This is a genomic window from Streptomyces sp. NPDC053673 (assembly GCF_055585225.1).
Window position 1 is genome coordinate 152474 of record NZ_JBVJKN010000001.1, and the last position, 26594, is coordinate 179067.

General features: G+C 72.5%; 25 protein-coding genes. 16 read left to right on the forward strand and 9 right to left on the reverse strand.

Annotation, left to right across the window (positions count from 1 at the left end; genetic code table 11):
* Positions 1-85: 85 nt before the first annotated feature.
* The 5 genes from ACZ6ZQ_RS00720 (at position 86) to ACZ6ZQ_RS00740 (ending at position 6156) form a co-directional block, all read left to right on the forward strand.
* Complete coding sequence (locus ACZ6ZQ_RS00720) at positions 86-811, forward strand: class I SAM-dependent methyltransferase (protein WP_469766369.1); 726 nt, start codon at positions 86-88, stop codon at positions 809-811.
* Positions 812-885: 74 nt separating this feature from the next.
* A complete protein-coding gene (locus tag ACZ6ZQ_RS00725) occupies positions 886-1719 on the forward strand; it encodes a M55 family metallopeptidase (protein ID WP_469766370.1) in 834 nt (277 codons plus the stop codon).
* Positions 1712-3091 carry a M20/M25/M40 family metallo-hydrolase gene (locus ACZ6ZQ_RS00730; protein WP_469766371.1) on the forward strand — a complete coding sequence of 460 codons (1380 nt, stop codon included), beginning with the start codon at positions 1712-1714 and terminating at the stop codon, positions 3089-3091. Before ACZ6ZQ_RS00725 ends, ACZ6ZQ_RS00730 begins: the two co-directional genes overlap by 8 nt.
* 10 nt (positions 3092-3101) lie before the next feature.
* The gene (locus ACZ6ZQ_RS00735; RefSeq protein WP_469766372.1) at positions 3102-5102 is read left to right on the forward strand and encodes a prolyl oligopeptidase family serine peptidase; all 2001 of its coding nucleotides are present in this window, start codon (positions 3102-3104) and stop codon (positions 5100-5102) included.
* 121 nt (positions 5103-5223) lie between these two features.
* Positions 5224-6156, forward strand: a complete 933-nt coding sequence (locus ACZ6ZQ_RS00740; protein WP_469766373.1) for a S66 peptidase family protein — start codon at positions 5224-5226, stop codon at positions 6154-6156.
* 157 nt (positions 6157-6313) lie between these two features.
* On the opposite strand, the gene ACZ6ZQ_RS00745 is transcribed toward ACZ6ZQ_RS00740, so the two are convergent.
* Positions 6314-7411 carry an adenosine deaminase gene (locus ACZ6ZQ_RS00745; protein WP_469766374.1) on the reverse strand — a complete coding sequence of 366 codons (1098 nt, stop codon included), beginning with the start codon at positions 7409-7411 and terminating at the stop codon, positions 6314-6316.
* 184 nt (positions 7412-7595) lie between these two features.
* Positions 7596-8345: a GntR family transcriptional regulator gene (locus ACZ6ZQ_RS00750; protein ID WP_469766375.1), complete on the reverse strand. Its 750-nt coding sequence runs from the start codon at positions 8343-8345 to the stop codon at positions 7596-7598.
* 286 nt (positions 8346-8631) lie between these two features.
* On the opposite strand from ACZ6ZQ_RS00750, the gene ACZ6ZQ_RS00755 reads away from it, so the two are divergent.
* From ACZ6ZQ_RS00755 to ACZ6ZQ_RS00770, 4 genes are all read left to right on the forward strand, one after another.
* Complete coding sequence (locus ACZ6ZQ_RS00755) at positions 8632-8790, forward strand: hypothetical protein (RefSeq protein ID WP_469766376.1); 159 nt, start codon at positions 8632-8634, stop codon at positions 8788-8790.
* A complete protein-coding gene (locus ACZ6ZQ_RS00760) occupies positions 8772-9107 on the forward strand; it encodes an MFS transporter (RefSeq protein ID WP_469766377.1) in 336 nt (111 codons plus the stop codon). The genes ACZ6ZQ_RS00755 and ACZ6ZQ_RS00760 overlap by 19 nt, the downstream gene beginning before the upstream one ends.
* Positions 9108-9208: 101 nt before the next feature.
* Positions 9209-9469 (forward strand): LapA family protein, encoded by a 261-nt coding sequence (locus ACZ6ZQ_RS00765; RefSeq protein ID WP_469766378.1) that lies wholly within the window; start codon positions 9209-9211, stop codon positions 9467-9469.
* A 241-nt stretch (positions 9470-9710) separates the two neighbouring features.
* The gene (locus ACZ6ZQ_RS00770) at positions 9711-10247 is read left to right on the forward strand and encodes a GNAT family N-acetyltransferase (protein WP_469766799.1); all 537 of its coding nucleotides are present in this window, start codon (positions 9711-9713) and stop codon (positions 10245-10247) included.
* Between the two features lie 21 nt (positions 10248-10268).
* Here ACZ6ZQ_RS00770 and ACZ6ZQ_RS00775 read toward each other — a convergent pair whose 3' ends face one another.
* The gene (locus ACZ6ZQ_RS00775) at positions 10269-10970 is read right to left on the reverse strand and encodes an alpha/beta fold hydrolase (protein ID WP_469766379.1); all 702 of its coding nucleotides are present in this window, start codon (positions 10968-10970) and stop codon (positions 10269-10271) included.
* A 222-nt stretch (positions 10971-11192) separates the two neighbouring features.
* Positions 11193-11531, reverse strand: coding sequence for a DUF6204 family protein (locus tag ACZ6ZQ_RS00780; RefSeq protein ID WP_469766380.1), 339 nt, complete (start codon positions 11529-11531; stop codon positions 11193-11195).
* A 242-nt stretch (positions 11532-11773) separates the two neighbouring features.
* Between ACZ6ZQ_RS00780 and ACZ6ZQ_RS00785 the strand changes: the two genes are divergently transcribed.
* Positions 11774-13765 (forward strand): DUF5107 domain-containing protein, encoded by a 1992-nt coding sequence (locus ACZ6ZQ_RS00785; RefSeq protein ID WP_469766381.1) that lies wholly within the window; start codon positions 11774-11776, stop codon positions 13763-13765.
* A gap of 48 nt (positions 13766-13813) precedes the next feature.
* Here ACZ6ZQ_RS00785 and ACZ6ZQ_RS00790 read toward each other — a convergent pair whose 3' ends face one another.
* From ACZ6ZQ_RS00790 to ACZ6ZQ_RS00800, 3 genes are all read right to left on the reverse strand, one after another.
* Positions 13814-14173 (reverse strand): VOC family protein, encoded by a 360-nt coding sequence (locus ACZ6ZQ_RS00790; RefSeq protein ID WP_469766382.1) that lies wholly within the window; start codon positions 14171-14173, stop codon positions 13814-13816.
* Positions 14174-14273: 100 nt separating this feature from the next.
* On the reverse strand, positions 14274-15083 hold the full coding sequence (locus ACZ6ZQ_RS00795; protein ID WP_469766383.1) for a class I SAM-dependent methyltransferase: 810 nt from the start codon (positions 15081-15083) through the stop codon (positions 14274-14276).
* Positions 15084-15280: 197 nt separating this feature from the next.
* Positions 15281-16942 carry a phosphatase PAP2 family protein gene (locus ACZ6ZQ_RS00800; protein WP_469766384.1) on the reverse strand — a complete coding sequence of 554 codons (1662 nt, stop codon included), beginning with the start codon at positions 16940-16942 and terminating at the stop codon, positions 15281-15283.
* A gap of 237 nt (positions 16943-17179) precedes the next feature.
* On the opposite strand from ACZ6ZQ_RS00800, the gene ACZ6ZQ_RS00805 reads away from it, so the two are divergent.
* The 4 genes from ACZ6ZQ_RS00805 to ACZ6ZQ_RS00820 all read left to right on the forward strand — a co-directional run bounded on the left by ACZ6ZQ_RS00805 (position 17180) and on the right by ACZ6ZQ_RS00820 (position 22039).
* A complete protein-coding gene (locus ACZ6ZQ_RS00805; RefSeq protein ID WP_469766385.1) occupies positions 17180-17752 on the forward strand; it encodes a TIGR03086 family metal-binding protein in 573 nt (190 codons plus the stop codon).
* Positions 17753-18065: 313 nt separating this feature from the next.
* On the forward strand, positions 18066-19271 hold the full coding sequence (locus ACZ6ZQ_RS00810) for a sulfite oxidase (protein WP_469766386.1): 1206 nt from the start codon (positions 18066-18068) through the stop codon (positions 19269-19271).
* Positions 19272-19509: 238 nt separating this feature from the next.
* Positions 19510-20727: an aminotransferase class I/II-fold pyridoxal phosphate-dependent enzyme gene (locus ACZ6ZQ_RS00815; RefSeq protein WP_469766387.1), complete on the forward strand. Its 1218-nt coding sequence runs from the start codon at positions 19510-19512 to the stop codon at positions 20725-20727.
* 55 nt (positions 20728-20782) lie between these two features.
* Positions 20783-22039: an MBL fold metallo-hydrolase gene (locus ACZ6ZQ_RS00820; protein ID WP_469766388.1), complete on the forward strand. Its 1257-nt coding sequence runs from the start codon at positions 20783-20785 to the stop codon at positions 22037-22039.
* Positions 22040-22143: 104 nt separating this feature from the next.
* On the opposite strand, the gene ACZ6ZQ_RS00825 is transcribed toward ACZ6ZQ_RS00820, so the two are convergent.
* Together ACZ6ZQ_RS00825 and ACZ6ZQ_RS00830 are read right to left on the reverse strand one after the other, a co-directional pair.
* The gene (locus tag ACZ6ZQ_RS00825) at positions 22144-22785 is read right to left on the reverse strand and encodes a DedA family protein (protein ID WP_469766389.1); all 642 of its coding nucleotides are present in this window, start codon (positions 22783-22785) and stop codon (positions 22144-22146) included.
* A complete protein-coding gene (locus ACZ6ZQ_RS00830; protein WP_469766390.1) occupies positions 22782-23555 on the reverse strand; it encodes an MBL fold metallo-hydrolase in 774 nt (257 codons plus the stop codon). The genes ACZ6ZQ_RS00825 and ACZ6ZQ_RS00830 overlap by 4 nt, the downstream gene beginning before the upstream one ends.
* 211 nt (positions 23556-23766) lie before the next feature.
* Between ACZ6ZQ_RS00830 and ACZ6ZQ_RS00835 the strand changes: the two genes are divergently transcribed.
* Complete coding sequence (locus tag ACZ6ZQ_RS00835; RefSeq protein WP_469766391.1) at positions 23767-24207, forward strand: recombinase family protein; 441 nt, start codon at positions 23767-23769, stop codon at positions 24205-24207.
* Positions 24208-24418: 211 nt separating this feature from the next.
* Complete coding sequence (locus tag ACZ6ZQ_RS00840; RefSeq protein WP_469766392.1) at positions 24419-26569, forward strand: alkaline phosphatase family protein; 2151 nt, start codon at positions 24419-24421, stop codon at positions 26567-26569.
* Positions 26570-26594: the final 25 nt, after the last annotated feature.

Sequence of the window (26594 nt, forward strand, 5' to 3'; positions counted from 1 at the left end):
CGCTCCGACCTGTCGGCGGTAGACCGATCTTGACGCAGCGTCAGGTCCTGGCGCCGTGCAGTCCGTTCACCCTGGGGAGCTGCGCATGAGCGTGACGAGTCGGTACAAGGACGCCTGGGAGGGCTTCTGGCGGGAGGCTCCGGACGAGCCGGGAGCGGTGTTCTGGGACGCCGAGCCGGCGCTGACGGCGAGCCGGCACCTGGCTCTCTTCGAGCCGCATCTCACGGCGCCGGGGCTGCCTCTCGTGGATCTCGGCTGCGGCAACGGAACCCAGACGCGGTATCTCGCGGACCGCTTCCCGCGGGTGCTCGGGGTGGACCTGGCGGCGGCCGCGATCATGCACGCCCGCCGGCAGGACAGACAGGGTGAGGTCCGCTTCCGTGAGGTCGACGCGGTGGACGCGGCCGCAGTGGAGCAGCTGCACGCCGAGCTCGGCGACACCAACGTCTACATGCGGGGCGTGCTGCACCAGAGCGAGCAGCAGGACCGGGCGGCCCTGGCGGAGTCCATCGCGACCTTGGTGGGGGACGGCGGCCGGGCCTTCGTCGTGGAGCCGGCCGAGGCCGCCGGGCAGGTCCTGATGAGCCTCGCGCAGAGCCCGTCCGGCCCGCCTCCGAAGCTCCGGCCGGTCCTGCGGCACGGCATCGCGCCGGGCACGGTCGCCGACGCACAGGTCCCGGAATACTTCCGGGCAGCGGGCCTGGACGTGGTGGCGAGGGGCGAACTGCCGCTGGCCACGACCGAGTACGCGGCGGACGGCTCGCGCATCGAACTGCCGTCGACTTGGCTGGTCGTGGGCCGGAACGGGTGACGCCACAGGTCTGAACCACGGACAGTTATCCACAGGGCTGGTCGGCCCGGCGGGCGGCGCGTACGGTTCCAGGCATGAAGATCCTCATCAGTGCCGACATGGAAGGCGCCACCGGTGTCACCTGGCCGGCCGACGTGCTGCCGGGCACGCCTGAGTGGGAACGGTGCCGGTCCCTGTTCACCTCGGATGTGAATGCGGCGGTGCTCGGCTTCTTCGACGGCGGTGCCGACGAGGTGCTTGTCAACGAAGCGCACTGGAGCATGCGTAATCTGCTGCTGGAGCACCTGGACGAGCGTGTCGAGATGCTGACAGGCCGACACAAATCGCTCTCCATGGTCGAAGGCGTGCAGCACGGCGATGTGGACGGCATCGCCTTCGTCGGCTACCACACAGGAGCGGGCGCCGAGGGTGTGCTGGCGCACACGTACTTGGCGAACTCGATCACGGGCGTCTGGCTCAACGGCACACGGGCGAGCGAGGGCCTGCTCAACGCGCACGTGGTCGCGGAGTACGGCGTCCCGGTGATCCTGGTCACAGGCGACGATCTGACCTGCGAGGACGCTCTGGGGTACGCACCGGAGGCCCGCAAGGTCGCCGTCAAGGACCATGTCTCACGGTACGCGGCGGTGTGCCGCACACCGGCCCGCACGGCCGCCGACATCCGCGCGGCGGCCAAGGAGGCCACGGCACTGGCCGTCCGCCACGATCCGGTGCAGGGCGGTCCGTTCACGGTGGAGCTGGAGTTCGACGCGGAGCACCTCGCCGCCGCCGCGACCGTCGTACCGGGCGCGACCCGCAGCGGCGAGCGGCGCACCGTCTACACCAGCGAGACGATGTATGAGGCCATTCGTACGTTCAAGGCGGTCACGACGATCGTCTCAGCCGCGGTGGAGGAGCAGTATGGCTGACGTGACTCGCCCCGAAACGCAGACCGGCACGCCTTCGGCAACTCCCGCCGGCACGACCGTCGACAGCATCGCCCTCGACGAGGTGGTGGCCTTCACCTCCGAACTGATCCGCATCGACACCACCAACCGCGGCGGCGGGGACTGCCGCGAGAGGCCCGCCGCCGAGTACGCGGCGGAGCGGCTCGCCGGAGCCGGCCTCGAGCCGGTGCTGCTGGAGCGCACCCCCGGTCGCACGAATGTGGTGGCCAGGATCGAAGGCACCGACCCGTCCGCCGACGCCCTGCTCGTCCACGGCCATCTGGACGTGGTCCCCGCCGAGCCCGCCGACTGGTCCGTGCACCCGTTCTCCGGCGAGGTCCGCGACGGCGTCGTCTGGGGCCGCGGAGCCGTCGACATGAAGAACATGGACGCGATGATCCTCGCGGTCGTCCGGGCCTGGAAGCGCGCGGGCGTCCGGCCCCGCAGGGACATCGTCATCGCCTACACGGCGGACGAGGAGGCCAGCGCGATCGACGGTTCGGGCTTCCTCGCCGACCAGCACGCGGAGTTGTTCGAGGGCTGCACGGAAGGCATCAGCGAATCCGGGGCGTTCACCTTCCACGCCGGGCCCGGAATGGCGCTGTACCCGATCGGGGCGGGAGAGCGGGGAACCGCCTGGCTCAAGCTCACCGCCCACGGCAGGGCCGGGCACGGCTCCAAGGTCAACCGGTCCAATGCGGTGACCAGGCTGGCCGAGGCCATCGGCCGGATCGGCCGGCACGAGTGGCCGGTCCGTCTCACACGCACCGTGCGGGCCGCCCTGTCCGAGCTGGCCGTGCTGTACGGCATCGAGGTCGACGTCGATGCCCCGGACTTCGACGTGGACGCCTTCATGGCGAAGCTCGGCCGGGCCGCGGCACTGGTCGAGCCGGTCGTGCGCAACAGCGCCAACCCGACCATGCTGGACGCCGGCTACAAGGTCAACGTGATCCCGGGGCATGCCACCGCGTATGTCGACGGGCGGATGCTGGCGGGCGGCGAGGAGGAGTTCCGCGAGACCCTCGACCGGCTCACCGGACCCGACGTCGACTGGGAGTTCCACCATCGGGAGGTGGCCCTGGAGGCACCCGTCGACTCCCCGACCTTCGCCAAACTGCGCGCGGCGATCGAGCGCTTCGATCCCGCCGGGCACGTCATCCCGTTCTGCATGTCGGGCGGCACCGACGCCAAGCAGTTCGCCCGCCTCGGGATCACCGGCTACGGCTTCTCACCGCTGAAGCTGCCCGAGGGCTTCGACTACGCGGCCATGTTCCACGGAGTCGACGAGCGCGTGCCGGTCGAGGCTCTTCACTTCGGCGTCCGGGTTCTCGACCACTATCTGAAGTCCGCATAGGGGAGTTGGCATGGTACCCACGGGGGCTTACGGCACCTGGCCGTCGCCGATCGACGCCGCGCTCGCCGCATCCCACGACGGCCGTCCCGAGTACGCGGGCGCCGTCGGTGACGAGCTGTGGTGGACCGCGCCACGCCCCACCGAGGGCGGGCGCCGCGCCCTGGTGCGCCGGAGGGTCGGCGGAGCCGAGGAGTCGGTGCTGCCCGCCCCGTGGAATGTGCGCAGCAGAGTCATCGAGTACGGCGGACAGCCGTGGGCCGGAGCCGCCCGGCCCGATGACGGCCCGCTCGTCGTCTTCGTCCACCACCCCGACCAGCGGCTGTATGCGTACGAGCCGGACGGCGGCGGCGAGCCGCGGCCGCTCACCCCCCTGTCCCGGGTGGGCGGCGGGCTGCGTTGGGTGGACCCGGTGATCCACCTCGACCGCGGTGAGGTCTGGTGCGTGCTGGAGGAGTTCACCGGGGAAGCGCCCACCGATCTGCGGCGGGTGATCGCGGCGGTGCCGCTGGACGGTTCGGCGGCCGACGACCGCGGCGCCGTCCGGGAGCTGACCGACGACCGGCACCGCTTCGTCACCGGCCCCCGGCTCTCGCCCGACGGGCGGCACGCCGCGTGGATCGCCTGGGACCACCCGAGGATGCCGTGGGACGGCACGGAGGCGATGGCCGCCGAGGTGACGGACGGCGGATCCTTCGCCGCGGTACGGAAGGTCGCCGGCGGGCCCGACGAGTCGGTCGCCCAGGTCGACTGGGCCCGGGACGGCTCGCTGCTGTTCGTCTCCGACCCCGGCAACTGGTGGGAGCTGCGGCGCATCCGGCCCGATGTTCTCGCGGCCGGCGGGGCGACCGCCACCGGACTCTGCGAGGGGCGGGGCGAGGAGTTCGGCGGGCCGCTGTGGAAGATCGGCCTCAAGTGGTTCCAGCCGTTGGACAACGGGCTGATCGCGGTCATTCACGGAAAGGGAACCACGGCCCTCGGCATACTCGACCCCGAGACGGGGGAGCTCGTGGACGCCGCGGGCCCCTGGACCGAGTGGGCGCCGACGCTGACCGCGCACGGCAGCCGCGTCTTCGGTGTCGCAGCGAGCCCGCGCAGCGCGTACGAAGTGGTGGAGCTCGACACCTGCACGGGCAGGACCCGTGTGATCGGCTCGAAGCACGACGACCCCGTGGACCCCTCGTACTACCCCGAGCCGCAGATCCGCACCTTCACCGGGCCGGACAACCGGGAGATCCATGCCCATGTCTATCCGCCCCACAACCCGGACCGCATCGCGCCCGGCGACGAGCTGCCGCCCTATGTGGTCTGGGCGCACGGCGGACCCACGGGCCATGCCCCGCTCGTCCTGGACCTGGAGATCGCCTACTTCACCTCGCGTGGCATCGGCGTCGCAGAGGTCAACTATGGCGGCTCGACCGGCTATGGCCGCGAGTACCGGAACCGGCTGCGCGAGCAGTGGGGTGTCGTCGATGTCGAGGACTGCGCATCGGTCGCCGAGGCCCTGGCCGCCGAAGGCACGGCCGACCCCGCTCGGCTGGCGATCCGCGGCGGCAGCGCCGGCGGCTGGACCACGGCTGCGTCCCTCACCGCCACCGATGTGTATGCGTGCGGCACGATCATCTATCCGATCCTGGATCTGATGGGCTGGGCCACGGACGAGACCCATGACTTCGAGTCCCAGTACCTGGAGTCGCTGGTCGGGCCGCTCGCCGAGGTCCCCGGGCGTTACCGGGAGAGATCACCCATCGAGCACGTCGAGCGGATCTCCGCCCCGTTCCTGCTGCTCCAGGGGCTGGACGACCCGGTCTGCCCGCCGGTGCAGAGCGAGCGGTTCCTGGCCCGGATGGCGGGGCGCGGCATCGCGCACGCGTACATCGCCTTCGAGGGCGAGAGTCATGGATTCCGCCGCGCGGACACCATGATCCGCGCCCTGGAGGCCGAACTGTCCCTGTACGCACAGACCTTCGGCATCACCCGCACCGACGTCCCCCAGCTCGAACTGAAGAAGTGAGCGCTGGAGAAGTTGAGCGCTGCGGAGATGAGCGCTGGAGGAGTGAGCGCGGGAGAAGTGAGAGCTGAAGAGTGATCACAGAAGAACTGACCACTGGAAAAGTGCTTTGGGAGCCCGCGAAGTGACCCTCACGCCTCTGACCCGGCCCGCGCGCCTCGTGCCGGGCGCCAGGATCGCCGTCGTGGCGTCCAGCGGTCCTGTTCCCGCCGAGCGGCTCGAAGCCGGCCTGGACATTCTGCGCGGCTGGGACCTGGAGCCGGTCGTGATGCCCCATGTCCTCGACGAGCACCCGCGGCTCGGGTATCTCGCGGGAGAGGACGGGGCCCGCGCCCGGGACCTGCAGGAGGCGTGGTGCGATCCGACCGTCTCCGCGGTGATCTGCGCCCGCGGCGGCTACGGCGCCCAGCGCATGGTGGACCTGCTCGACTGGGAGGCGATACGAGCGGCGGGCCCGAAGGTCTTCATCGGCTACAGCGATGTGACCGCGCTCCATGAGGCCTTCGCCGTCCGGGCGGGACTTTCGACCCTGCACGGCCCGATGGCCGCGGCAGCGACCTTCCTCAAGGACACCCGCACTCAGGAGTCGCTGCGCGCGACCCTGTTCGAGCCCGAGTCGGTCAGGACCCTCGGCCTGGAGACCGCCCGTACCCTCGTGCCGGGGCGCGCGAGCGGCATCACGCTGGGCGGCTGCCTCTCTCTGCTCGCGGCCGAGCTCGGCACCCCTCATGCCCGGCCCTCGGCCCAGGGCGGACTGCTGCTGATCGAGGACGTGGGCGAGGAGCCGTACCGGCTGGACCGGGTCCTCACCCAGCTACTCCGCTCCGGCCGGCTCGACGGAGTGGCCGGGATAGCGCTCGGCTCCTGGGAGGAGTGCGGGCCGTACGAGGAGGTCCAGGCGCTGATGCGGGACCGGCTGGGCGGACTCGGGGTGCCCGTCGTCGAGGAGCTGGGCTTCGGTCACAGCGCGACGGCACTGACGATGCCGCTGGGTGTTCCGGCGGTGCTCGACGCGGACGCGTGCGTGCTCAGGCTCGACGTACCCGCGCTGCGCTGAACTCCCGCCCCGCACCGCTCGCTCTCGCCGCAACTCCCCGTGGTGCGTGGCTCGTTGAGCTGAGGCCGCTGCTCGAAGCACCGTAGGCGCACAGCGGTGGGGTGGTGGGGGACCGATGCGCTCCACCGGGACAGGCCCCGGCCCCCCCGTCCGGCGGCTACAGCGCCGCGTACCCCGGACGGATCACCTCGTCGATGATGCGGCGACGCTCCGGGAGAGGCAGGAACGCCGACTCGACCGCCGCGACGGTGAACTTCTCGAAGACCTCGGGGCCGTAGCCGAAGGCGTCCGCCATGTGCTGGAACTCGTGGCTCATGGTGGTGCCGGAGACCAGGCGGTTGTCGGTGTTCAGGGTGATCCGGAAGCCGAGGCGGCGCAGCAGGTCGATCGGGTGCGTCGCGTAGTCCTTCGCCGCGCCCGTCTGGAGGTTGGAGGTCGGGCAGACCTCCAGCGCGATCCGGTTGTCACGGACGTACGCGGCGAGGTGGCCGAGCGTCGCCGTGCCGTCGTCGTGGACCTGGATGTCGTCGGTGATGCGCACGCCGTGGCCGATGCGCTCGGCGCCGCAGACCTGGACCGCCTCATGGATGGACTCGGCGCCGACGGCCTCGCCCGCGTGAATCGTGAAGTGGCAGTTGTGGAGCTTCAGGTGCTGGAAAGCGGGGAGGTGGTTGGCCGGCGGGTTGCCGATCTCGCCGCCCGCGATGTCGAAGCCGGCGACCCCGCGGTTCCGGTGGGCGACCGTCAGCTCCGCTATCTCCAGGGAGCGCTGAGTGTGCCGCATGCCCGTGAGCAGCGCACGGACCGTGATCCGGCCGTCCGTGCGGCGCTCGCCCTCGCGGAAGCCCTCGTTGACGGCGTCCACGACCTCGTCGAGGCTGAGACCGCCCTCCAGATGCTGTTCCGGGGCGTACCGCACCTCGGCGTAGACGACCCCGTCGGCCGCCAGGTCCTCGGCGCACTCCGCGGCGACACGGAAGAGGGCCTCGCGGGTCTGCATCACCGCACAGGTGTGGGCGAACGTCTCCAGATAGCGCTCCAGCGATCCGGAGTCCGCGGCGTCGCGGAACCAGACGGCGAGCGCCTCGGGGTCCTCGGTGGGCAGATCGCCGTAGCCGCACTCACGGGCCAGCTCGATGATCGTGGCGGCGCGCAGGCCGCCGTCCAGGTGGTCGTGGAGGACGGCCTTGGGGGCCCGGCGGATCCAGTCCGCGACGGCGGACGAGGCGGCGGCGGTGTTGTCAGACAAGTGCATGCAGCGGGAGTGTACGGCACGGCGGCGCCGGGCGCTGTGACGCACCCGGGACACCGGCACGCCCCAGGCGGGACCTTCGCAACACGCCCTACGCCCAGCGGGCGCAAGGAGAGCTCCCGTCGCCTGCGCCACCCGGAGCCTGTCCGGTGGATCTTGCCGGGCTCGCCCGATCGACCGGACAGCTCTAGTTCGACTGCAGCACGGGCAGCGCCGGCGCCCCCGTCGGCAGCATGTGCTTCGCGGCGAGGATCGGCACGTCCCCGGCCCGTACGACCTGCGTGATCAGCACCGCGGGTGTGTCGGCCGGGCGGTCCAGCTGGGCCCCGCGCCGCTGCCCGAGCAGGGTCGCGGTCACCCCCGAGTGCGCGGTCAGCGACACCCCGCGAGAGGCCCCGGCCAGGACCGCCAGCATCGAGGTCCGGTCGGCGTCACGGGCCTCGCGCAGCGCCTGCGCGAATGACGGATGCGCGCGGTCCAGTACGTCGTCGGCCGCGGCCCACTCCTGGCTGAGCGCGGCCGCCGCGCCCTCCCCCGACAGTACGGACTCCCAGAACCGCAGCTCCGCCCGGGCGGGCGCGAGCAGATGCTGCGTGGTGAAGTCCGTCGGCTCCTCGACGGCCCGCAGCAGTGCCTGTACCCGCAGTGGCGCACCCGCCGAGAGCTGCTCCTCCAGCGGCTGGATGTACTCGAAGCCGCGCCGTGGCGGGCGGTCGTTGACGGTCCTGCCGACCCCGCGCCGTACCGTCAGCAGCCCGTCCTCCTGGAGGAGCAGCAACGCCTCGCGCAGGGCCGGCCGGCTGACTCCCAGCTCGGTCGCGAGCCGGGGCTCGGACGGCAGGGTGGAGCCGGGCGGGTAGATGCCGTCGTGGATGGCGTCCGCGATGCGCTCGTACAGGACGACTACCGGCCTCCGCTGCTGTCCGCTGACCACCACGGCCCCCTCCTTGGCTCACTTGTCTGGCTGCTCACTGCCCTGCTGACGACTGCCTGCCTGCTGACTTACTCGTCCCGTTGTCCGCCGGGTTGAGGGTTCACTTTCCCGCTCACCGTAATTCACATCCAGAAGGCCCTGACCGTTCTACGCACGTAGATTCCACCCTGTCTGAGCGACACTTGTCAGACAACTGGCAGCTTTCTTCGAGATGATCGATCGGAGAGCCGTCGTATCGATGAGCACATCGGTGGATTCGAGACCTGACATCCCAGGCAAAGGGGCCGACATGTCATCCACGCTCGGCCGGACGCGTTCCGGAGCCGACTCCGACCTGGCGGGCCGCGGCGGCATGCTGCCGGCCATGGTGCTGGCCATGCTCGGCTACCGGATCAACGCGAGCACAACGAGTGGGTCCTCGTCGCCTCGTTGGCCGCGCTCGGCGTGACGTACGGCGGCTTCATGCTCACCGGCCTCAACGGCCTGGCCGTCACCACCGCGCCCAAGGACAAGCCCGGCTCGCTCTCCGGACTCAACGGCGCATGCTTCGGCATCGGGGCCTCGCTCGGTATCGCCCTCGCCTCCGCCATGATCACGGCAGGCAGCACCACGCAGGGCGTGACCGAGGCCGGCTACCGGAACGCGATGTTCGTGGCGCTCGCCATGCTCGGCGCGGGCGTCGTCACCGCGCTGCTGATCAAGCGCCCAAACCCGGCCACCACGGCCGACGAGGACGAGCCGCAGCTGGTACTCACCCACCACTGAGGCCCGCGTCCCACCCGAACGCGCGTAGGTCTACCCGTACGTCTCACCCGTACGGCTCGCCCCAACGCCTCATGGGACCAGGATCCGTCCATCCTGGTCCCATGAGCTCCAAGGACGTGAAGGGCAGCACGAAGGGCAGGGCGAAGAGCGGAGACGGCTTCCGCAGCAGGCTCACGCCGTCCAGGATCGCCGTTGTGGTGATCGCGGTCCTCACCCTGATCTTCATCTTCGAGAACACCCGGCGGGTGAGGATCAGAATGCTGATCCCCGAGGTCACGCTGCCGTTGTATCTGGCGCTGTTGGTCACCTGGATCCTTGGTGGGCTCTGTGGCGGGTACCTCTTCCGGCGCCGCACCAAATAGCCGGCGTTAGCCTGGCGTCATGCCCGCCATGCCTGCCGTACCTGCTGACGCCGACGCCCCGGACCCGGGCTCCGACCCCGCTTCCGCCTGCGAGCCCGCCTCCGAGCGCGCCCCCGCTTCCGCCTGCGAGCCCGGCTCCGAGCGCGCCCCCGCTTCCGCCTGCGAGCCCGAGTCCGCTCCCGGCTCGGAGTCCGACTCCGCGCTCCGCTCCCACGGTGATCCCGACGACGGCTATCTCGCCGTGGGTCCGCGGGTGGGCATACGTCACTACCGCCTCGACGACGCCGAAGAGTTCACCGCACTCGCCCGCGAGAGCAGTCAGTTGCACCGGCCCTGGCTCTTCCCGCCCCAGACGACCGCCGCGTACGCCGCGTTCGCCCGCAAACTCATCGACGACCCGACCAAGGCGGGCTTCCTCGTCTGCGAGCGCCGAAGCGGCCGGATCGCCGGATTCATCAACATCAACAACATCGTCGAAGGCGGCTTCCTCTGCGGAGCCGTCGGCTACGGCGCCTTCGCGCCCGCCGCGGGCCGCGGCTTGATGAGCGAAGGCCTCCGCCTCGTCGTACGCCATGCGTTCGGCCCGCTCGGACTGCACCGCCTCGAAGTCAACATCCAGCCGCGCAACGAGGCGTCCATCGCACTCGTCCGACGGCTGGGCTTCCGGCTGGAGGGCTTCTCGCCCGACTTCCTCTTCATCGACGGGGCCTGGCGCGACCATGAACGGTGGGCGATGACCGCCGAGATGACGGTCCGCGACGAGGGCCCGTCCTCCTGATCCTGCCGACCGTGGCGGGGCTCAGGACTCCACGGCTGACCTGTGCAGGATCCGGGCCAGCTCGCGTGGCTGGGAGAACATCGGCCAGTGGCCGGTGTCCATCTTGACCAGCCGCCAGCGCTCGCCGGTCAGCAGCTCGGCCACGTCGTCGGACGGCTCGGGGCCGTCGAGCAGGCACTTGACGTACGTCGCCGGAAGCTCGCCGAGCGGGCGTGCCAGCACGGCCGGCTCGGTCAGCGTGGCGCCCGGATGCGGCGTGGCGCCGCCCACGAACCGGGCGATCTGCTCGTCGGTGAGACCCTGGCCGTCGCACTCGGCTGCGGTCAGGGGCGCCCAGAAGCCGTCGTTCCCGGCGATCGCCGCCTCGAACTTCGCCTGGCCCTGCCACCAGGCGGAGGCGAACGACCCGCCGTCGGCCGGAACGCTGGAGTCGACGAAGACCACTCGGGTCAACCGGTCGCCGATCCGCTCGGCGGCCTGACCCACCGGGATGCCCGAGTAGCTGTGCCCGACAAGGACGACGTCGCGGAGATCATGACGTTCCACCTCGTCGACGATGTCCTGTACATGGGTCTGCTGCCCGGCCGGCACGCCCTGCCTGTCGGCGAGGCCGGACAGCGTCATCGGGTGGGCGCCGTGCCCGGCCGCACGCAGCTCCGGCACCACCTCGTCCCATGCCCAGGATCCAAGCCACGCGCCTGCTACCAGAACGAATTCAGCCATGGGGGCAATGTAGCGGGGCGGTCTGACAACGCGCCCCGGATTCCCCGGGAATCTCAGTGGACTCACGATGCGCCTGTCAGGAAGGGCCCAGGTTCCGTCCCGGGAAGCCCCGCAGCGCGAAGTCCGGCTCGGAAGGTCACGAGCACGGCCGGTCCCACCGTGAACCGCCACTGGAGTGGCGTACTCCGGCGGGCCGGCCCCTCACTCCGGCCCCCGCCCGCCTCAGCGGCCGCGCTTTCGGTTGATCTTCATCGTGTCCATGTCGGTCGCCGACGACCTGAGGTCCCGGAAGCCGTACCCCAGTTCCTTGAGCGCGGTCTCCGCACGGTCCTCGGCGATCGCGGCCGCCAACTCCTCGCCGTCCGCCGCGTCGGACGCGACGACATAGCGGTACGTGAAGTGCTTGAGCGCACGGTCGTACACGAGCGAGCCCTCCGCGGTGAACTGCATCTGCGCGAGGCCGTGGTCCTCCACGTCCGCGAGAAGCGCCTCACGCGCCGCGTCCGTCAGACCGTCCCAAGTGCCGCGCACGATCACCCGGTAGGTGTGCTGCGTACCCATGCTCTCCCGCCATCCTCTGCCGCCTGCCCCGGCGATGAACCGATCGGAGATCGAGAGTACGACGGTGAGGACTGCCCGTGTACGGAATATCCCCCGCTCCCGGCGGACTGCGGTCTTTGCCGAAGACTGACCCACAGAGCCCCTGGTCAGGGCGGAGCGCACCGTGTTCCATGGTCAACGGGACCGTCGGCCGCGGCAGTTGCCGGCGACCGCGTGAACGATGCGAACGAAGCGAGGTTGCCTTGGCCACGACCGTGCGACGTGCCGTACTGACCCTGCCCGTGGCCCCGCCCGGGCCCGAGAATCCGCTGCCCGCCCTGCGGCCCCTCGACGAACTGCACGCGCTCGACGAACGCGCGAAGGAGGGGCTGCCCCGCGACATGGCCCGCCAGATCGGGTACGAGCCGCTGCGCACCGCCCTGCCGACGCGTCTGCGCGACGGCTACGGCCGGGAACGCGCCGGGGCGGACCTCGACACCGTCGTCATCGAGAACGACCGGCTGCGGGTCACCGTGCTGCCCGGTCTCGGCGGCCGCGTCCACTCCCTGCACCACAAGCCCACCGGCCGCGAACTCGTGTACCGCAACCCCGTCCTCCAGCCCGCGGACTTCGCCCTCAACGGCGCCTGGTTCTCCGGTGGAATCGAGTGGAACATCGGGGCGACCGGCCACACCACCCTGGCCTGCGCCCCGCTGCACGCCGCCGTGGTCCCGGCCCCCGACGGGGGCGAGATGGTCAGGCTCTGGGAGTGGGAGCGGCTGCGCGACCTGCCGTTCCAGGTCGACCTCTGGCTGCCCGCCGACTCCGACTTCCTCTACGTCGGCGTGCGGATACGCAACCCCCACGAGCGGCCCGCGCCCGTGTACTGGTGGTCCAACATCGCGGTGGTGGAGGACGAGCGGAGCAGGGTCCTGGCACCCGCCGACGAAGCCTGGCACTTCGGCTACGAACGCACCCTGCGGAAGGTCCCGGTGCCACGGCACGACTCCACCGACCGTACGTACCCGACCCGCAGCGAGTACCCCGCCGACTACTTCTACGACGTACCGGGGGAATCCCGTAAGTGGATCGCCGCACTCGACGCGCACGGCCATGGGCTGGTGCAGACCTCGACGGACCGGCTGCGCGGACGCAAGCTCTTCCTCTGGGGCTCGGGACGTGGCGGGCGGCGCTGGCAGGAGTGGCTGACGGAGCCCGGTACGCCCGGCTATGCCGAGATCCAGGCCGGACTCGCCCGTACCCAGCTGGAACATCTGCGGCTCGATGCGGAGGAGGAGTTCAGCTGGCTGGAGGCGTACGGGCCGCTGTCGGCCGACCCGGCGGTCGTGCACGGCGACGACTGGGCGGCGGCGTGCGCCGAGACAGCCGGACGGCTGGAAGCCGTTCTGCCGCGAGCGGACGTCGACGCCGTGTACGAGGCGTGGCGGCGCTGCGCCGACACCGAGCCGGGGGACACCCTGGCCGCCGGCTCCGGCTGGGGCGCGCTGGAAGTGCTGCGCACCGGCGTGAAACTGCCCGGCACGCCCTTCGACGAGGCCACGCTCGGTGCGGAACAGGCGCCCTGGCTGGAGCTGCTGCGCACCGGCGTCCTGCCCGCGCCGCGCCGAGTCACCCCGCCGGGCCCCACGCTGGTCGCCCCGCACTGGCGCGACATGCTGGAGACGGCCCCCGCAGAACCCCACACCGAGTACCACCTCGGCGTCGCCCAGTGGCACGCCGGCGATTTCGCCCAGGCCGTGCGCAGTTGGGAGCGCGGCCTGCGACTCGCCCCCTCCCGCTGGCCGTTGCTGCGCTGCCTCGCCGTCGCGGAGCTCACCGGTGGCCACCGCGAGCGCGCCGCCGAGCTGTACGCGGAGGCCTTCGACGACCTGTGCGCGGAGCGCCGCGACCACGGCGAGAGCTGGACCGCGGCGACGGCGGCGCTCGCCCGGGAGACGATCGAGGCTCTGCTCGCGGCCGGGCGCACCGTGGACGCCCGCACGGTACTGGACCGGTTGTGGCCGTCCCTGCGCAGCCGGGGGCGCTTCCGTCTGCTGGAGGCCCGGCTCCTGCTCGCCGAGGGCGAGGGCGCCGCCGCCCGCGCCGTCTTCGACGAGGGTTTCGAGGTGGCGGACCTGCGCGAAGGCGCCGAAGACCTGGGCGAGCTGTGGGCGGAGCTGACCGACGACCCACTGCCGGAGCGTTACGAGTTCCGGATGCGGCCGCCCCGTTCGCAGGGCCCGGGCGAGGGATGAAGCCGCCGTCCACGCGTCGACGGGCGAACAGCCTCGGTCCCGCACGACTCAGTCCCGCACGACCGCCCGGCGGTCGACGTACTCGAAGACCGACCCGTCCGGGTGGACGGCGATGAGATTGCGGCCCACCGGGGTCGGCACCGGTCCCGCGATGACCCGGGCGCCGACCTCGGTGAGCGTCGCGTGTGCCACGTCCACGTCCTCGACCGCGATGGTCGCCGTGACCTTGCGCAGCACCTCCAGCTCCGACTCAGGGCCGCTCATCAGCAGGAAGCAGCCCACGGCCGCGACCGACACCCCGCCACGCCCGAAGCGGAGCGCGGGGGTCCCGGTGAGGCGTTCGTAGAAGCCGGCGGCGGCCTCCAGATCGTCGACGCAGATGCGCAGCGTGGTTCCGAGGATCTCCATACGGGCGAGGGTAGTTGGCGCAGCAGCGCCGCGAGATCGATTCCCGCCGCCGGACCCCGGGGGTCCCGCGGGCCCCGTGGCCTGCTGCACGGGACAGGCTCTACGCCCGGCAGATCAGCTCGCCGTGCGGGACCATGAACCAGGCGTCGTCATGGCTGCCCCACTCGCGCCAGGCGTCGGCGATGGCCGCCAGGTCCTCGGTGCGTGCGTGTCCGCCGTCGACGGTCAGTTTCGCGTAGCCCGACGCCGTCGTACGGTCCGCCCACAGGCCGCTCCACCAGGCGCGCTCCTCGGGCGTCGTGAAACACCAGGCGGATGCGGTCGCCATGATGTCGGTGAAGCCGGCGCGGCGGGCCCATGAGTACAGCCTGCGTCCCGCGTCCGGTTCGCCGCCGCTCGCCCGGGCCACCCGGTGGTAGAGCTCCAGCCAGCCGTCCAGGTCCGGGACTTCGGGGAACCAGGTGAAGGCCCCGTAGTCGCTGTCGCGGACCGCGACGATCCCGCCGGGACGGCACACCCGCCGCATCTCGCGCAGCGCCCGCACCGGGTCGCCGACATGCTGCAGGACCTGGTGGGCGTGGACGACGTCGAAGGAGTCGTCGGGGAAGTCCAGTGCGTGGACATCGGCGACCGCGAAGCGGACATTGTCCAGGCCGCGGCGGGCCGCCACCTCACCGGCCTGTGCCAGAACGTCCGCCACCGCGTCAACGGCCGTGACCGTGCCGGGTGCCACCAGCGAGGCCAGGTCGGCCGTGATCGTGCCGGGTCCGCATCCGACGTCCAGCACGTCTGCGCCCGGGCGCAGTTCGGGAACGAGGTATGCCGCGGAGTTGGCGGCGGTCCGCCAACGGTGGGAGCGCAGCACGGACTCGTGGTGCCCGTGGGTGTAGACAGCGGTCTCCTTCGGCATGGCCGTACTCCCTCTCGTGAAGTGGTACGGACACGGTACGCCGGTGTGCCGAATGATGAGATTGACGTCTTGCTATCTGAACAGATCCGTCTTGATCAGTTGCGTCCGGACGCGATGCCGTCCGGACCACCGCTGCTGGTGTCCGGACCCTGGTATTCGGACCCTGGTGTCCGGAGTCGATGCTGTCCGGACGCGCTTCAGCTCTCGATGACCGACGGGACCGTCAACGGGCGGTACACGACCAGCGCCTCCAGCGCCTTGTCCACGACCAACTCCGGTGCGGACTCGGCTACTTCGCCGTCGTACGCGAGCGGGGTGCCGGGGGCCAGACCGGAGATCCGCAGCCGTCGGAGCCGCACCGCCGCGTGGACGGGAGAGCGGCTCAGCGGACCGGCGAGCGCCGCCGCGAGCAGCCGCAGCCCGGGACCCCGGCCACCGTGCACCACCCTGACGTCCAGCAGCCCGTCCGCGAGGTCGTACCGTCGGCCCGGCGTCGGGCCGATGCGCTGGTAGATGCCGTTCCCGGCGAACAGCAGCCACAACGGCCGCCTGCGCCCCCCGAACTCCGCTTCCAGCGGATGCTCGCCGCGCAGGGTCCGCAGCGCGGCGAGTACGCCGGCCGGCCAGCTGCCGATCCGCGGAGACCAGTGCTCGCGTACCCGTACCAGCTCCGGATAGACGCCGAGGGAGAAGGTGTTGACGAAATGGCCCTCCGGTGCGCCGCCGGGGCCGGGCGTGAAGCGGCCCAGGTCGACGCGTACGGCGTCACCGGCGGCCAGGGCCCGGCAGGTGTCGTGGACGGTCTCGATGCCCAGGTCGTACGCGAAGTGGTTGAGTGTGCCGCCTGGGAACACGGCAAGTGGCAGCCGGTGCCGGGCGGCGATCGCCGCGGCGCGGCTGACCGTGCCGTCGCCGCCGAGGATTCCCAGCGCCCGGCAGCCGCTCGCCGCCGCTTCCTCCAGCGCGGCGTCGAGCTCCTCCGGCGCACACTCCACCACCGTGGCGAGCGGCAGGGCGTCCCGCACCAGGGCCGTCGCGTCCTGCGGGCCCTGGGTTTCCTCGGGACCCTGCGGGCCCTGGGTTCCCTCCGGGCCCTGGGTTCCCTCCGCACCCTGCGTGCCCTCGGTGCCTTCCGCGGCCGCGAGTCCGCCGAGCGCTACTGCGCTGCTCGCGCCGGCCGAGCGGTTGGCGACCACGACGAGGTCCCTGCCGCCCGGCAGTACCGGCGCCTGGGCATGCGGCCGGCCCGGCGGCGGCAGCTGATCGCGGGTGGGCACCAGCCCGCGCACCGCGAACGCCGCACCCACGCCCAGCGCCGCACCCGCCAGCACATCGGCCGGATAGTGCGCCCCCGTGTATACACGGGACAGTGCGACCGCGGCCGCGAGGGGCGCGACCGCCGCGCCCCACGCCTTCGACTCCATCGCCACACCGGTCGCGAAGGCCGCCGCGGAAGCGGAGTGCCCGGAGGGGAAGGACGTGGTGAACGGCTGCCGCTTCAGCTGCCGGATCAGCGGCACGGCGTCGAGTATCGGCCGGGCCCTGCGCACCGACCGCTTGCCCACGGTGTTGATCGTGGCGGAAGCGAGCGCCAGCGAGGCCACGCCCCGTACGGCCGCCCGCCGCGTCCGTGCGCCGCGCCCGACGACCGCCATCGCGGCCGCCGTGCCGAACCAGAGGAGCCCGTGGTTGGCGGACCGGCTGAGCCTCGGCAGAAACAGGTCCGCGCCCGGCCAGTGGCGGGTCGCCACCGTATGGAAGACGCGCCGGTCCCAGCCGGCCGCGGCCGAGGCGAGGTGCCGGGCAGTGCCGGGACGCGAAGTGGTGGCCGGCGAGGTTTCCGGGGCGAAGGCTGACATGGAACGCGGGTACCCCATGTGTCCGCGGCCCAAGCGGCCCTTCGCACAAGTTCCCCCGCAGCGCCGAGGTGCCCGGGGAGAGCGACCGGGCACCGTCGCAGTGCTCGCGTGGGCCACGGGGCGCCGTCCGAGGGCTCGGGTGGGTCCCGTGGGGCGCCGTCGGAGCGTTCGCGAGGGTCCCACGGGACGCCGTCGGAGCGTTCGCGTGCGCCGCGGCGCCGGAGCAGAGTGGACCGTATGGACAATCGCCTTCTGGACCGGCATGCCCGGGCGCTCGCACTCTTCACCGACCGGGTGCACGCCGTCCGGACCGACCAGTGGGACGCGGCCACGCCCTGCTCCGAATGGTCCGTCCGGGATCTGGTGAACCATGTGACGAGCGAGCAGTTCTGGGTGCCGCCCCTGGTCAGTGAGGGCCGCACCATCGCCGACGTCGGCGACGCCTTCGACGGCGACGTCCTGGGCGACCATCCGGCCGTCACCTGGGACCGCGCCGCCTCCGCGGCCAAGGCGGCCTTCAACGAGCCCGGCGCGCTGGACCGCACGGTGCGGCTGTCGTACGGCGAGAGCACCGTCGCCGACTACTGCTCGCAGATGGTGGCCGACACGGTGGTGCACACCTGGGACCTGTCGCGCGGCATCGGCGCGGACGAGACACTGCCCGACGAGCTCGTCGGCTTCACCGAGGAGGAGATCTCCCCGTACGCCGCGGACCTCGTCAAGAGCGGGCTGTTCGCCCCGGCGGTGAAGCCACCGGCGGGAGCGGACGCGCAGACGAAGCTGCTCTGTCTGCTGGGACGCCGTCCCTGACGATGCCCGGAGCAGTCTCCGGAAGGGCCTGACCCGGCGCGCGCGGCGCGCCTACGATCTCGGCATGGCCGTCAACAGGCAGGACCGAGCGGCTCGTACCACCCTCGCCGCCGAATCGTGCCACCGTGCGCCGCGGCACGCCTGTCGTCGCTGTTGCCGCTGCTGCTCTCGCTGACAGCGACTTTCCGCCTCCTTTCCCCTTCTGTGGCCTTTCTTCCTCTCTCCTGGCCTTTTCCCCGTACGTTCTCGCTCCCGCACTCGTTCTCGTAGCCGTACTCGTTTCCGTACTCCGCCACGCCCTTGGAGGAGCGCTGTGCCGATTCCGCCTGCCCGTACGCCTGCCCGCACACCCGCCCGACGTTCCCTGCTCAAACTGCTCGCCGCCGTGCCGGCGGCCGCCGGCACCCTCGCCACGGCCACCCCGGCCGGCGCCGCCGCTCCCGGCATCGTCAAGCCCCTCCCTCCTGAGCTGTTCACCGTCCGTGGCACCAACGCCGAGGCGAACTTCGCGGCGTTCCGGGACACCGGACCCCTCACACCCCTCGACCGGTTCTTCGTCCGCAACCACACGTCCACGCCCCGGCTGAACGAGACGGACTGGAAGCTCACCCTCTGGGGCACCGGGCTGCACGGCCGCCGCCCCGTCGAGTTCAGCTACGGCCAGTTGCGCTCGATGCCGTCCGTCACCCGCACCGCGTTCCTCGAGTGCGCCGGCAACGGCCGCAGCTTCTACACCAGTCAGCAGGGCGAGGCCGTCAGCGGCACGCCCTGGACACTCGGCGCGATCGGGACCGCGCGCTGGCGCGGCGTGCGCCTCGCGGAGGTGCTGCGCAGGGCCGGCGTGGCCTCGGACGCGGTGGACGTGATGCCGCGCGGCCTGGACGGCGAGTACGTCTCCGGCGGCGTCGGCCTCGGCCGGGTGCGCCGCCCCCTGCCGCTGGCGAAGGCACTTGACGATGTGCTCCTCGCCTACGAGATGAACGGCGAGCCGCTGCCGTACGACCACGGCTACCCCGTCCGGGTGATCGTGCCGTCCTGGGTCGGCATCGCATCGATCAAATGGGTCGGTGACATCGAGGTGAGCACGGCGCCGCTGCGCTCGCCCTGGACCACCGACACCTACCGGCTGTTCGGTGCGGCCTATCCGCCGGAGGGCGGCGCTCCGCTGACCCGGCAGACAGTCAAGAGTGCTTTCGAGCTGCCGCTGGGAGCGACGCTCGCGGCCGGGGAGACCCATCTGCTCACCGGACGTTCCTGGTCGGGTGCGGCGCCCGTGCGCCGGGTCGAGATCAGCGCGGACGGCGGCGCGCGGTGGCACCCGGTGCGGCTTAGGGACACCCCGCGCCGTGACGGCTGGGTACGCTGGTCGGCTCCCTGGCACCCGCGTCGCACGGGCGGGGCCGCGCTGCTGGCCCGTACGACGGACGCGGCGGGCAACACCCAGCCGGTGCGTACCGTCCACAACACCCAGGGCTATCTGTTCGACGCGGTGGTGCACCACGGGGTGACCGTGGTCTGACCCATGGGCCGGGGCGGGGCGGCTGCCCATCGCGGAGCCCTCGGCGGAACGGCCCGTCGCGGAGCCCTCGGCGGAACGGCCCGTCCGGTGCGGCGGCGCGGTCGGTCCGAAGCTGCCGAACGGCCCGTTCGAAGCTGCCGAACGGCTCGTCCGGAGCGGCGGAACGGCCCGAACCTTCGTATAAAGGGCACGTGGGCCGGGCAGGGGTTCCCGGGTGGTGAGCACGGGAGGTGGGCGCATGCAGCGGTCGGATCCGGAAGACCACGGTCCGGTCCGTTACGGTCCGCCCTCACCCGACCCCGGCCTGCCCGTACTGCCGGAGCTCGCCGCCGTCCTCGCTGCCGCCTCCGGGCGCACCTCGCCCGAACCGCCGGGCGGCGGACCGGTGCTGCGCGAGGCGGCCGCCGGGTACTGGTGGCGGCGCGGGTTGCGCAGCCGTCCCGAGGACATCGCGGCCGCGCCCGGCGCACAACCCCTGCTGCTCTCCCTGCTGGCCGCGCACGGCGGCGATGTGTTGATGCCGCGGCCCTGCCCCGCCTGGTGGACACCGCAGGCGCGGCTGCTCGGCCGGCCCGCGTACCACGTGCCCACCCCGGCGGAGTGCGGGGGCGTGCCCGACCCGTACGCGCTGCTGGAGACCGCGCGCAGGGTGCGGGCGGAGGGCGGTGCGCCGCACGTCCTGCTGCTCTCCGTCGCCGACGACCCCACGGCGACCGTGGCCCCGCCCGAACTGGTCCGCGAGGCCTGTGAGGCGGCGGTCGACGAGGGCATGCACATCATCAGCGACGAGACCTGGCGGGACACACTCCACCAGCCGCACGAACGGGTGCTGCTCAGCCCCGCCGAGATGTGCCCCGACGACGTGACCGTCGTCAGCGACCTGTCGGGCGCGCTCACCCCGGCCGCCTGGCCGGTGGCGGTTGCCCGGTTCCCCGCGACCGAGCGCGCCGTCGGGCGGCGGGCCAGGGTGCTCGACATCCTCACCGCGCTCGGGGCGTTCGTCGCAGGACCGGTCGCGGCCGCCGCCGCGCACGCCCTCGGCGAGCCGGGGCCGGTCAGCACCAGGTCCACGCAGGCCGCCGCGCTGCACGGGTGGGTCGCGGCCGCGGCCCATCGCGCGATCCTCACCGCCGGCGCAGTGGCCCGTCCCCCGCAGGCGGGGCGTCATCTCTATGCCGACCTCGGCCCGCTGCGCGGCCGCCTCGCGGAGCGCGGTGTCAACGACTCGATGGAGCTGGAGGACTATCTCAGCGACCGCCTCGGCACCCAGGTCCCGGGCGGCCACCGCTTCGGCGACGAACTCGGCGCCCTCCGCGCCCGGCTGCCCACCGGCCCGCTCCTCGGGGCGAGCCCCGAGGAGCGGCTGGAAGCCCTCGCCGCACCGGCCCCCCTGGAATTGCCCCACATCGCACAGGCGTTGACCCTCTTTGCATCGGCGTTCGACGAGCTCCGATGACCCGAACCGCGAACCGCGAACCGCGAGCCACCGACCGCGCTGAACGGAGCCGCAGATGACGGACCAGACGGAGCAGCCGCCGCCCCCCTCCCCGCCCACCGTTCCGAAGGCGCCGACCGCCCACACGACAGGGTCGGCCACCCCGGTCGGCACCGGTCGAGCGGCGCGCTCGACGCGACAGCAACCGCAATCGCACCCGCAGACGCAGTCGGCTCCGGGAACAGCTGCCGGGCAGGCCGGTCCCGGTCCCGGTCCCGGCACCGGCCCGGGCACCCGGCCGCGCCCGGCCGGAGCGACGAGCACCACCGGCGCCGACGCCGCTGTCACCACCGGCCTGCGGCCCCTCGGACTCACCCGTCGCTGGCCGAGATCGTTCGCCGACCGGCTCACCGCGCCGCTGCCCGGGGTGCGGGCCATGGCCAGACTGGCCAAGGAGGGCACGCTGCGGCCGGCGGCCGCCGGTCTCAGGGACATCCCGCAACTGCCGTTCGCGCCCGGGCCGCTGCCCGCCGCAGATCCGGGAACGGTCGCCGTCACCTGGGCCGGGCACGCCAGTTGGGTGCTGGCGATCGGTGGGCTGACCGTGCTCACCGACCCTGTCTGGTCCCGCCGGATCCTCGGCACCCCGGCCCGGCTGACCCCGGTGGGCGTCCGCTGGGAGGATCTGCCCACCGTCGACGCCGTCGTCATCAGCCACAACCACTACGACCACCTCGACGCCCCGACCATCGCCCGGCTCCCCAGGCGCACCCCCCTGTTCGTCCCCGCGGGCCTCGGCCGCTGGTTCCGGCGCCGGCGGTTCACCCGGGTGACCGAGCTCGACTGGTGGGAGGCGGCCGAGCTCCCCGCCAGGAACGGCTCGGACACGGTCCGCTTCGAGTTCGTACCGGCGCACCACTGGTCCAAGCGCACCCTGACCGACACCTGCCGCTCGCTCTGGGGCGGCTGGATCCTCAGCGACCGGCTCGGCCGGCAGGTCTACTTCGCGGGCGACACGGGATACGGCCACTGGTTCAAGGAGATCGGCCGCCGACACCCGGACATCGATCTGGCGCTGCTGCCGATCGGGGCGTACGCGCCGCGCTGGTGGCTCAGCACCGTGCACACCGACCCGGAGGAGGCCGTACAGGCCTTCGAGGACCTCGGCGCGCGCAACATGGCCCCGATGCACTGGGCGACCTTCCTGCTCTCCGCCGAGCCGGTGATGGAGCCACTCACCCGGCTGCTGACCGCTTGGGAGCACACCGGCCGGCCGCGCGACGAGCTGTGGGACCTGCCGGTCGGCGCCTCACGTGTGCTGGCCGACGGATGACCGGGGTGCCGTTCGGGCCGGCCACGGGATGACCGGGGTGGCGTTCGGGCCGGCCACCGGATGACCGGGGTGCTGCGCAGGCCGATGACCGGATGACCGGGCCCTCAGGCCTGCGGATCACCGGACGAGCCGGGCGGCCGCCGGACTCTGCGCCACAGCGCGGGCGCCCCGGCCAGCAGTACCGTCAGCGCCACGGCCGCCACCACGCCCTGCCAGGGCTCGGCGAACAGCGACCCGCCGAGAATCCCGATGAGCGCGTACGTCGCCGCCCACGCGAGGCACGCCGGCACATCGCCGCGCGCGAACCACCCCACCGGCATCCGCGCCAGCAGACACGCCAGCATCACCGGAATGCGCCCGGCCGGCACCAGCCGGGACAGCACCAGCACGGTCGCACCGTGCTCGTCGAGTCGGCGCTGCGCCAGCGCCAGCCGGTCCGGCGTCGCCCGTTCCCTCAGGGCCACCAGCCACTTCGAGCCGTTCCTGGACCCGACCCCCCGCTTACCCAGCCAGTACAACGAGATGTCCCCGAGGAAGGCCGCGGACGCCGCGACCAGGAACACGAACAGCAAGGAGAACGGCGCCGTCTGATGGAGCGCCACCACGGCCGCCGAGCTCACCACCGCCCCCGTCGGTACCACCGGCACCAGTGCCCCCAGTGCCACCAGCAGAAAGAGCGACGGATAGCCGACGGCCTGCTGCGTCGACTCCGGCGGCAACTCGGCCACCACGTCCACGATCGTCACCGGGCGACCTCCGGCCGGACGCTCTCGCCGTGCCCCAGCCGGTGCACCGCCACCCTCGGCGCGAGCCGCGCCGCCTTCCGTGCGAATTCGTCCCCCGGCGAGTGGAACTCGTGCGGCCGGATCGCGTCCATCCCGATCGGCCAGTACGTGCCGTAGTGCACGGGCACGGCCGAGCGGGGCGCGAGCGCCGCGAGAGCGCGCGCCGCGCGGTCCGGGTTGAGATGCCCGTGCCCCAGGAACGGTCCCCAGCCGCCGACGGGCAGCAGCGCCACGTCCACCGGCCCGACCGCGTCCGCCATGCTGTCGAACAGCCCGGTGTCCCCGGCGAAGTACGTCCGCGCCGCGCCACGGATCACATAGCCGAGAGCCGGCGAGCGGTGCGGCCCCACCGGCAGCCGCCGGCCGTCGTGAGCCGCCGGCACGGCCCGTACGCGCAGTCCCTCCACCGCCACCTCGTCGCCCGGCGCCACCTCGCTGATCCGCAGCCCGTCCAGCCTCCTGAGCCCGGGAACCGCGCGCTGCGCGCCGCGCGGCACGATCAGCAGGGTGCCCGGGGCGAGCCGGGCGAGCGACGGCAGATGCAGATGGTCGGAGTGCAGATGCGAGACGACCACGGCCTCGGCGACGGCGGCCTCGGGTGGCGGCAGCTCACCACGCCGACGGCGCAGATGGGCGAGCCTGCCCACGAACAGCGGGTCGGTCAGCACCCGGACCCCGGAGTCCTCGACCGTGCAGGTGGCGTGACCCCACCAGGTGACCTCCACCGGCACGCGATGCCTCCTTCTTCGGGGCTCGGTCCACCCGCTTCTTCGGGGCTCGGTCCACCCGCGGCCTCCGGCGGCGGGGACCGGCCGCCGTCTGCGTACGAGCGTAGGCGCTCGCAGGCCCGGCGGTCTTCCGCCAGCCCCCGTTGTGCGCCTCCCTCGCGCGGTCCCGGCCGGAGTAGTGTCGGCGGCGACAGCCGACGCAGGGGGACGGTCCATGGACGACGTACGGGACGACGTACCGGAAGCCGCACGAGACGATGTGCGGGTGGCGGCGATCGCCAGCCTGACCCCGCTGGAGGAGCTCGACAGCGACCCCTTTCTCGTCGACACCCGCAGCCAGCACGCCATGTGCGCGCGCTGGGCCGCGCGCAGGGGCTACGTCGTCATCAGGGAACTGCTCTTCTACGGGCTGCGCCCCGACCACTGTGGCCTGTGGGCCGATGTGGAGGCGGGTCTGGTCGACCTCTTCGTCGTCCCCAACGAGCGGGTGCTCGCCCGGGCGCTGAGCTCCGTGCCGGGCTTCTCCGCCGAATGCGAGCGCCGCGGCGTACGGCTGGAGACCGCGGGTCTCGACGAGCCCGCCTACGACGCCGCGATGAAGGCGAGTGTGCACCGGCGGCTGTCGATGCCGACGGCCGGGTACGACGGCTGCTGAGCCTACGGCTCGTCACCGGGCGCACAGCCCAGACCTCGGACCCCGGACCCGGTCCTCACTCCGAGCCCCGGGCCTCGAACCCCGGGCCCCGCACCCCGAACTCCGCACCCCGGACCTGGGGCCAGGGCCGGGGCCCGCGGCTTCGACCCCGTTCCTGTCGGCGCTGTGTGCCACGCTGGATCCGAGGCGAGTCGAGAGGCTGTGACGGCGCGTGGGTGAAGGGCGATGGCGGACCGCTGGCAGCGCCCTGTTCCGGGTGATCGTGGTGTGGGCGGTGTCCACCCTGACGCTGCTGGCGCTCGCCGCGGCCCTCCCGGACTTCCAGCTCCAGTCCGACGACGGGGACAGCATCACCAGGACGGCGATCACCGCGGCCTGGGGGGCCGGCGCGTTCGGTCTGCTCAGCGCCCTGGTCTGGCCCGTGGTCGTACGGGCGTTCCTGCTGGTCCCGGCCCTGGTGCTCGGGCTCCTGGTGTTCTTCCTCAACGGATCGCTGCTGCTGCTCGCCCTCTGGATGATCCCCGACGGACGTGGCGCGGCCGACCCCGAGACCGCCGTCGTGGTCGCTGCCGTCATGTCCGCCGTCGCCTCCGCCACCTCCACCGCGCTGGCCGTCCGTGACGACAACGCCTACCGGCGCCGCCTCTCCCGCCTCGCCCACCGCCGGCGCCGCAGACGCGGTGAACGGATCGCGGGCAGCGCCCCGCCCGGCGCGGTGTTCCTGCAGCTCGACGGGGTCGGGCACGCCGTGCTGATACAGGCGGTCAAGGACGGGCTGATGCCGACCGTGGCGCGCTGGCTCGACGAGTCACACCGGCTCACCCGCTGGCGCACGGACTGGTCCAGCCAGACCGGCGCCAGCCAGCTCGGCATCCTGCACGGCTCGAACCACGACGTCCCGGGATTCCGCTGGTACGAGAAGGACACCGGCCGGATCATGGTCAGCAACCGCCCGGCGAGCGCCGTCGAACTCCAGCGGCGCGCGGTGACCAGGACCCGTGACGCCGGACTGCTCAGCCTCGACGGGGCCAGCCGCGGCAATCTGTTCAGCGGCGGCGCCGACCAGCTCGCGCTGGTGCTCTCCGTGGCTGCCCGCCGCGGCCGTGCCAACCGCTCCCGAGCCGGCTACTTCGCCTATTTCTCCGACCCCGCCAACGCCGTCCGAACCGCCGTGTCGTTCGTCGCCGAAGTCGTCCGCGAGATCGGTCAGTCGATCCGCTCCCGGCTGCGCGGCGACGAGCCGCGGATCGGCCGCGGCGGCCTCTACCCGTTCATCCGGGCCTTCGCGACCGTCGTCGAGCGGGACGTGGTGGTCGCCGCGGTGATCGGTGACATGCTGGCCGGACGCACCGCCGTGTACGCCGACCTCGTCGGCTACGACGAGGTCGCCCACCACTCCGGACCGCACAGCCGCGATGCGTCGAAGGTCCTCGAGCGGATCGACCGTGCCGTAGCCCTGATCGCGAAGGCCGCCGAGCACGCCCCCCGCGGCTACCGGATCGTGCTGCTTTCCGACCACGGCCAGAGCCCCGGCGAGACGTTCCAGGGCGTGTACGGGCTGACCCTGAAGGATCTCGTCCGGGCGGGCTGCGGGCTGCCGGTGTCGCGGCGCGCCGGACGCACCAGGAGCGGCGCGGAGGCCCGTGACGCGGCCCGCGACGCGCTGCGCGGCGCACTGCACCGGCCGGTGGGGGAGGAGGACGCCGGGGAACGGCCGGCGTCCGGCTCGGACCCCGTCGTCCTCGCCTCCGGGAATCTGGGCCTGATCTTCTTCCCCGGCGTGCCGGGACGGCTCAGCCGGGAGCAGATCGACCGCCGGCACCCCGCCCTGCTGCACACCCTCGCCAGCCATCCCGGCATCGGCTTCCTGCTGGTGCGCAGCGAGCGGCACGGCTCGGTGGTGCTAGGCAAGGACGGGGCGGGGACGGCGGAGCTGCCGGTGGACACGCTCGACGGCTCGGGGCCGATGGCCACCTTCGGGCCCGGTGCGGCCGACGCCGTCCGCCGCACCGACTCGTTCCCGCACGTCGCGGACATCATGGTCAACTCCGTGTACGACCCCGGGACGGGCCGGGTGCACGCCTTCGAGGAGCAGATCGGCTCGCACGGAGGGCTCGGCGGCGAGCAGTCGTACCCCTTCCTCCTCTCACCGTGCGAGCTCTCCGAGCCGGTCGCGGGCGGCGGGGAACTGGTGGGAGCGGAGCAGGTGCACCAGGTGCTGCGGCGGTGGCTGGACGAGTGCCGGGGCGAGTCGCCGGGCTCGCAGGTGCCGCTCGGAGCCGTGGAGGATCGCCGGTCGCCGCGCCCGCCGGACGGAGCATTTCCGGCGGCCGGCGGGGCCGTGCAGGACAAAAGTGAGTGATTTGGTGCAGCGTTCACCGTCCCCG